Source organism: Halococcus morrhuae DSM 1307 (genome assembly GCF_000336695.1).
Classification (GTDB): Archaea; Halobacteriota; Halobacteria; order Halobacteriales; family Halococcaceae; genus Halococcus; species Halococcus morrhuae.
In genome coordinates this window covers 20966-28098 of the sequence record NZ_AOMC01000024.1, presented here as the reverse complement: position 1 = coordinate 28098, position 7133 = coordinate 20966, and the positions used below count along the sequence as shown (strand labels likewise).

At 58.3% G+C, this 7133-nt stretch carries 4 protein-coding genes and 1 pseudogene; all 5 read right to left on the bottom strand.

The window, feature by feature from the left end; translation table 11 throughout:
- Window positions 1-232: 232 nt before the first annotated feature.
- A complete protein-coding gene (locus C448_RS01360; RefSeq protein ID WP_004051332.1) occupies window positions 233-1309 on the bottom strand; it encodes a tetratricopeptide repeat protein in 1077 nt (358 codons plus the stop codon).
- Window positions 1310-1369: 60 nt separating this feature from the next.
- The gene (locus tag C448_RS01355) at window positions 1370-2155 is read right to left on the bottom strand and encodes a hypothetical protein (RefSeq protein WP_004051331.1); all 786 of its coding nucleotides are present in this window, start codon (window positions 2153-2155) and stop codon (window positions 1370-1372) included.
- A gap of 16 nt (window positions 2156-2171) precedes the next feature.
- Window positions 2172-3971, bottom strand: a complete 1800-nt coding sequence (locus C448_RS01350) for an SWIM zinc finger family protein (RefSeq protein WP_004051330.1) — start codon at window positions 3969-3971, stop codon at window positions 2172-2174.
- A 133-nt stretch (window positions 3972-4104) separates the two neighbouring features.
- Window positions 4105-5457, bottom strand: a complete 1353-nt coding sequence (locus C448_RS01345) for a DUF790 family protein (RefSeq protein ID WP_004051329.1) — start codon at window positions 5455-5457, stop codon at window positions 4105-4107.
- 40 nt (window positions 5458-5497) lie between these two features.
- Window positions 5498-7125, bottom strand: a pseudogene (locus tag C448_RS15285) (DEAD/DEAH box helicase family protein).
- Between the last annotated feature and the right edge of the window lie 8 nt (window positions 7126-7133).

The following is a 7133-nucleotide window of genomic DNA, read 5'->3' as shown; positions in this document are numbered from 1 at the left end:
GCGCAGCGACGCCACGGTAATTCGAGACGACCTCTCACTATTCGGGCATAGCGGCGCTCATCCTCACCAACACTCTACTTGGTAGGGCGCTCTGACAAGGTGATTTATATATGAGGAACAGAGGCTACGGACATTCTATTAACAATCCAGTACTTGCTGACAGAGGAGGACGGGTTGAGTTTCTTACAACAGGCCGAATTGGAGACTTCGCAGCCTCCAACCCGAGAATCAACTATGTTTGATCAGGTAGGCAGCATTCGATGTCGTCGAGTCGATCAGACACTATCGAGGGCCGCTCAAGAGGCTTTTCGACCTCCAACGCCTGTTGATATAGCTCTGCGGCGCGTTTCATCTCGCTATCCGTTGGATCGCGAGAATCGGTGAGCCAGTAGCTATCCGCGAGTTTCTTGTACGCCCAAGGGTCGTCGGGATAGTCACGAACGAGCGCCTCAAGTTCGTTCCTGCTCTCGGTGAGTCTTCCCAGCTCTGTCAGCGAATCAGCAACGAAATGGCGGAAGTCCAACAGCAGCTCGTCGGGTGCGTCCGGAAACTGGTCACAGACCTCCCGACAGAATTCGAGTCGTCGCTCATGATAGGCCGGATCGTCTGCTGCCAGAGTAGCGAGGTCGTTATCGACCGACCGCAAGAACGCTTCGAGCGAGAGCACGTTCGGAAGGTGATCGTCAGCCGCCTCGATCATCGTGATTTCATCCGGTGTCACGGCGATAATGATCTCCCACACACTCAGCCATCGCTGGCAGGCCTCGACATCGTGTCCTTTCTCACTGAGTTCCNGTTCCCGACCTTCCTGTAGAAGGTCGTAGATCCGTTCGCGATTCGGGATACCGGGTACCCACCGTTTCCAGAGAACTTCCGCAGCCATCCAAATGAAATCCCGATCATACCCTGACACGTCAACGTCGTGGTCGTCCTCCCATTGGTCAGCGAGTGTCATCGCGGAGTCAATCTCGGCCGCGCGGTCACGGAACGATTCCTCGGTCGTCTCGATACCGTGCTCGGCAAGCTCATCCACGATTTCCACCGTCGAGAGCGCCTGTACGTCATGTAACTCCCATCGCTCATCCGAGTGACGGTCAACTGCCGAGCCAGTGCGTACTACCTCGTCGATGTCCTGCTGATCAAGAGAGTCATCGTCGTTGCTCCCTTCGAGGTTGTGTTCATCGACGTACTGGTCGACCCGCTTGGTGTCGATCCGACCGAGCTCATCGTACTCGTGGTCTTCATAGAGATGCTCGCGAATCTCGGATTCATCCGCGAAAGATTGCTCACAGTACGGACAGTCGGCCATTGAGTGCGCGTTCGAGGAGTACGGTGAAAAAAGCGGGGCAACTGGCCGCGTGTGGCATCGCTAGGGTCGTTTCTGGTCGATGATGGCGGCTGTCGCAGTCGCTGCAATCGGCTCACGCTCGTCGAGAAGCCTCTCAATCTCGTCTGGGTCGTACACGTCCTTGACGATGCAGTAGTAGTGTGAGGGCGTCCCGAAATCGTAGACCATACTGAGCCTGTCTCCGTCCCAGAGCGTCGCACGGTCGGCGACATCGGCGATCGTCATCTCGCTTGCTTTCATGTATGAGGGGTCATCGATCTCAGTGAATTGCTGATCGGGGATGACGTTGAGTGTCGAGTCCATATACTCATCTTCGAGACCGTACATCCGAAGATGGAAGTCATCGAGTGTCGTGAACCGACAAATGAGCGTGTCGAGTTCAGCCATGGTCGTCTCCGGCCGGACGACGATGTCGTACCATTCCTTGCGAGCACGGCCCTTCTGTTTCCACCGAAGTCGGTACCCGACCGTCCCGACTCGCTTGTCTCTGTCATCGCTCACGAACTGTTCTTCTCTCTCGATCTCCGTGAGTACATCTGTCCAGCAATACGAACACACCTCGTCCGGCGCATCGCCATCGAAGGCTGGCTTGTCGAGACCTTTCCAGTCGGCGTAGTCCGGAAGTTCGATGTACTCGCTTGCAGGCGAGCGCGTGCTCCGATCACACAGCTTCTCGCCCGGCAAGTCCCGTCGCGGTGAGTACGGCGTCCTGTCCACTGGCTCTGCTTCCAAGTCGACGATGTGATCGACAGTCCCTACACGGCTGACTTCGATGACGAATCGGTCCGTGATGTCTGTATCAGTCATGGTCTTCGTTGTGTTCTCACCCGTCGAATTCCTCAAGCAATTCCTCCAGCATCGGGCGCAACTTGTACTTTTGATAGTGATCGTCCCGCATCGTTTCGACATAGTCACGCCACTCGTCGAGTTCGCCAGCCGCCTGGGCTGCCTGTCCTGCTCGTCTGAGCCAGCGCACAGCCGTCTTGTAACTGTCATGCTGGCCGGCTTCGATTATCGGTTCGGCCTGAGAGTTGCAAGTGCTGATCGCCCACTGAGGGTGTTCCTTGACGACAGCCTCGACGACCGGTTCGATTACACTGGTTTGACTGGTGCTATCCGCGAGTTCGATGGCTTCCTCGTACTGTTCTTCATGGAGAAACACCTCCGCAGATCGCGCAGCAGTGTTACCACGCGGATTCTGTGTACGGAGGAATTCGAGAAGGTCGGGCTGAACGTTCTCCCAACCGTCGTCAGCGATTTCTTCGACTGCCTGGTAGGAGCGTAGCGATGGACTCGCCTTGAACGCAGTGACGGCTGCTTCCAGCGCGAGGTCGCTATCGCCAGTACTGGCTGCACGGTCGCGCAGCCACTCTGCAAGCCTGTCTTTCCGGAAACCCTCAAGTGTCAGGCCGTGTTGGGCCACCCGCAAGGCTGCCTGTGTTTGGTCGTGCGCACGCAGCGTTTTGGCCAGCTCAAGCATTGAATCCGGTGTCGACAACCGCTCGGTGGCGTGGTCAACAGCTTCTTCGATATGTCCTTGCTGTACGAGCATCTCCGCGTACGCTTGGGTCTGCTCTGTCGCCTCAGCGAGGTTGAGATACTCCTCGATGCGATCCTCTCGTTCGAGAATCGTGAGGCGGACAGTGACGATATCTTCAGCATACCAGGATGGCTCATCCTCCCAGAACTCACCCTTGGCGAGATCACCCTCCATCGCCTGCAGGACACGTTCATCATCCCAGCCTTCTACCGCCGCGTCCGCCGCAGCCATAAACGTGGATTCACCCATGAAATGGATGAATTGGTCATCCCATTCAGCGAGACGGTCTTTCCAGTCCTTTCGTTCACGCTTGGTCAACTCAGCCGTCAGAATAGCTTCGGTGAACGTCTCGTTGAGATCACCGATAACCTCGTACACGCTAGGAATATCATGGGGAAGGAGACCGGCCCACCTGTTGTCGGCGAGTTCATCGGTGACCGCTGCGAGAACGTCGAGCGCAGTTTTGCCGTCTTCGGCATCGAGAGCCATCCGTGCCTGCTCGATCAATCCGTCCAGTTCCTCGGCCATGCGTTCTGCCTCAGCATAGGCATCGTTGTGCCCTCTCTGCCCCGGTTTTGGCAGCGCATGATTTGCCTGCCGGCGAATCGAGTCCAGACTCACCGACACCGATGAGTCGGTGTCTGTATCGTCGCCAGGAGTGGTGAGACGAGTTTCGACCCAGTCAGCCATTTCCGGACGACTGTCGGCGAGTTCAATGAGTAGATCCTGAAGCGTTTCCGGATTCGCGTCAGCGATCAGTTCCGAGAGCGGTTGCCGGTTGCTTATCCGCTCAGAATTACGGATGTACGTCAACAGTACAGCAACGCGATGCTTGCAGATTCCGCCGTGGTCGTACGGACAGGAGCAGTCGGTCTGAGCGATGCCAGCGTCGTCGAATTCGATGGTCACCGTATAGGGCTGATACTGGCTCCCTTCGACATCAGCTCGGACTGTCTCCCCGCGCCGAATCACGTCGCTGACTGCTTCTCGTTCGTAGTATGACTGCCCGCGTTCGTATGATTTAGCTCTGGCCAGGTCCCTCACAGTCGCTTCCGTCAGGGTGGGCCTCTGCCCGTCACTCATGCTCTTGTGGGACTGCTACGACAGGCCCGGTATTATGCTCTGTGTCGTTCCATGACAGCAGACGCCATCAGTCTCAGTTGTTCTGTTGGCCAAAATCATCACTGAAACCGTCCTCACCACTACTCTCGGGCAATCAGGAACCAGCAGAGGGTGCTTGGGTTGCATATCTCTCAGCGAGATCGACGACATCGTAGACATGGATACCGGTCTTGAACCAGAGCACTCGGGCGGCTTCGATATCGATGTCCTCACTCGTGCAGTCGAGGTTTTCGGAGACCGCCAAGACCAGATTCTCCACATCGGCCTGCCGAATCTTGGCGAGTTTTTCTTCGAGATACTCAGGCGTCCAGAAGCCCATGATTTCCAGAATCGTTCGGCGGCCATCCGGATGTTCCATCGCGAAATCCGGTAGCAGGACCTCGGCACCCAGATCGATCACGTCGTCCTCGCGGACCAGGTTCCACTCCGTATTCGATCGACTCCACTTGTCGGCGAGCGTGCGTTCGAGATCGCTGTCGTACCGGCTCCCACCGCTGTAGTGTGTTTGGAATCCAGTCGTTTGGTCCAGTGTGAGCTCGCGTGTTTCGTTGGCTGACTCGTCGACGAGAATGTCCGCCGTGAGTTCCCACCGCTTGCAGTGGGGCAACGCCGGCAGGAAATTCGCCATCCGGATGCCGTACTTGCGCGATTGCCGGAACAATGAGGCCGGACCATCCAAGATCGCTTCGTATCCCTCCGCGAGGTCCGTGCTCGACACGCGCTCGCCGTGTTCGTCGATCGGATAGATCCGGTGCATCAACCCGAACAGCTTCACGTAGCTGAACACTGTCGCAAACTGATCCCAGACCCGAATCCGCAGTTCGGTCGCATCGTAGAGCACTGCCTGCGCGAGCGCGAGGTTATACCGATTCAATAGCCACTCGTCAGTGAGTGCCTTGCCTGTGTACGACTCCTCGCTTTGGCCAGTCAGTTGGGTCGTGGTGGTCGTTCCATCAGTGTCCAGTTCGACCGACTCGGCGACTTGATCGCCGAAGCGCACGAGCCGATTGTTCGCATCGAGATCCGCGTACATTCCCTGATGGCACTCCGCGAGTGAGATGCCGAGCTCATCAGCAACCGCCGTGTAGACATCGAGTTTGCGGGTATCCGCTTCGAGCGTCGGCTGGCGAACGATCGGATAGGAGTCGTTCGCACGCTCGAACAGTCGTTGGCGGATCTCGTGCGGCTCGGCGGCCGCTACCGTCTCGAAGTCGCACTCGTCACGCAGCAGTTTCGCCAGCCCTTGGATGATCTTGTAATCGGTATCCGCCACCGTCAGCTGGTCGATCGCGGTGTCAAGGTCGGCTTTCGGCTCGCCCACGTGCGTCTCGAACAGTTCGATCAGCTCGCCCGCCGTCTTTCGATAGCGTGCATCGTCGGGATCAATGAACAGCGGCGTCACTTTACCGTCGGATGTCCGCGAGCGCGCGAGATCGGCTGTCAGCATGGCCCCTGTCTCACTGTGGTGCTCACGATTGTGGTCACGGTCATGCTCCCGCCTCAACGCCTTCGCGGCGGCGCTGGGAGACGTAGTTCTCCATCGTATCCGAGGCAATAATCTCGTAGAGGCGCGCCGGTTGTCGTTCGTCCGTGGGGCGCAGGATCCGCCCGAGACGCTGGGCGTACTGGCGTTTTGATGCACTCCCTGAGAGGATGATCCCGACGTTGGCGGCGGGCACGTCGATCCCTTCGTCCAGTACTTGTGAGGTCGCCAAGATCGAATATTCGCCGGTGCGGAACCGTTCGAGTATCTCCGTGCGTTCGTCGGTCTTGGTCTGGTGGGTGATACACGGGACGATGAACTCATGGGAGATCTCGTAGGCGAAGTCGTTGTTCGCGGTGAAGATGATCGTGCGGTCGTCGTGATGGCGCTTGAGCAGGGTGTCGAGCGTATCAAGTTTCTTCACCGCTGTGCGTGCAAGCTCCTCGGCGCGTTGCTTGGCGATCAGCGCTCGACGGCCGTCAGAATCGTAGGAAGTGTGCGCAAGGAATTCCTGATAGCCCTCGGCTTTCCAGAGATCGAAGTCGTGCGTATCGACGTATTCGCGATAGATACCGTACTCCTCGTCGTACTGGGAGCGTTCGTCGTCGGTCAACTCGACCTGCATGTGGATGGTTTCGTATTCGCTAAGATACTCGCCGGCGAGCTCGTCAACCTCCTCTTCGTAGACAACCGGCCCGATGAGACCGGTGTCTTCGAGGAGTTCGTGAGCATCGTCGGCGCGCTCGTAGGTGGCGGTGAGCCCGAGACGATACGGCGCGATGGTCATCNTTCGAGGAGTTCGTGAGCATCGTCGGCGCGCTCGTAGGTGGCGGTGAGCCCGAGACGATACGGCGCGATGGTCATCTCGGGGATCTGTCTATAGGTTGGGGCTGGCAGGTGGTGGATTTCGTCCGCGATCAGCAGGCCGAACTGGTCGCCGTACTCGTCGATGTACCGGTACGCACTATCATAGGTTGTCACCGTGATCGGCCTGATCTCGTGGGTGCCGCCACCGAGCACGCCGACCGCCTGTTCAGGCCCATCTCCTCTCCGCTGGGGTAGTTGGTCGCCGAAGGCGTTGGTGAGGGTGGCGTGCCACTGGTTCATCAAATCGATCGTCGGCGCGACTACGAGCGTGGCGACACCAGCGTCGGAGATCGCCTGAATACCGAGAAACGTCTTCCCGCTCCCGGTCGGCAGCACGACGCTGCCACGACGGTCATGGGTTCGCCACGCATCGAGTGCTGCCTGCTGGTACTCGCGTGGCTCGATCTGAAGCGCCGGATCGAGTGCAAGCTGTGGATAGGCTCGGGCGNTTCGCCACGCATCGAGTGCTGCCTGCTGGTACTCGCGTGGCTCGATCTGAAGCGCCGGATCGAGTGCAAGCTGTGGATAGGCTCGGGCGGTATCCTCGACCGCAACAGTGGCCGATTGGATGGTCTCTTGGTTGTTTGACGCCTCTGCAGTGGTGCTAGAGGTCTCACCGTCCCATGCGTCGGCCCATTCAAGCAGGGGGCGGTACCGATACGCGTGCGCGCGGTAGTCCTCGACCCGGTCATCCCACTCCGCGTACGGAACATCCTCACTGACTCCCCGCAGCAGGAGCGTACCCCCGTCGAACTCGATCCGCATCTGGTAGA

Excerpts from the sequence above, each read along its gene's own strand:
- C448_RS01355 (WP_004051331.1), bottom strand. The coding sequence starts at position 2,155 with ATGACTGATACAGACATCACGGACCGATTCGTCATCGAAGTCAGCCGT.
- C448_RS01350 (WP_004051330.1), bottom strand. The coding sequence starts at position 3,971 with ATGAGTGACGGGCAGAGGCCCACCCTGACGGAAGCGACTGTGAGGGAC.
- C448_RS01345 (WP_004051329.1), bottom strand. The coding sequence starts at position 5,457 with ATGCTGACAGCCGATCTCGCGCGCTCGCGGACATCCGACGGTAAAGTG.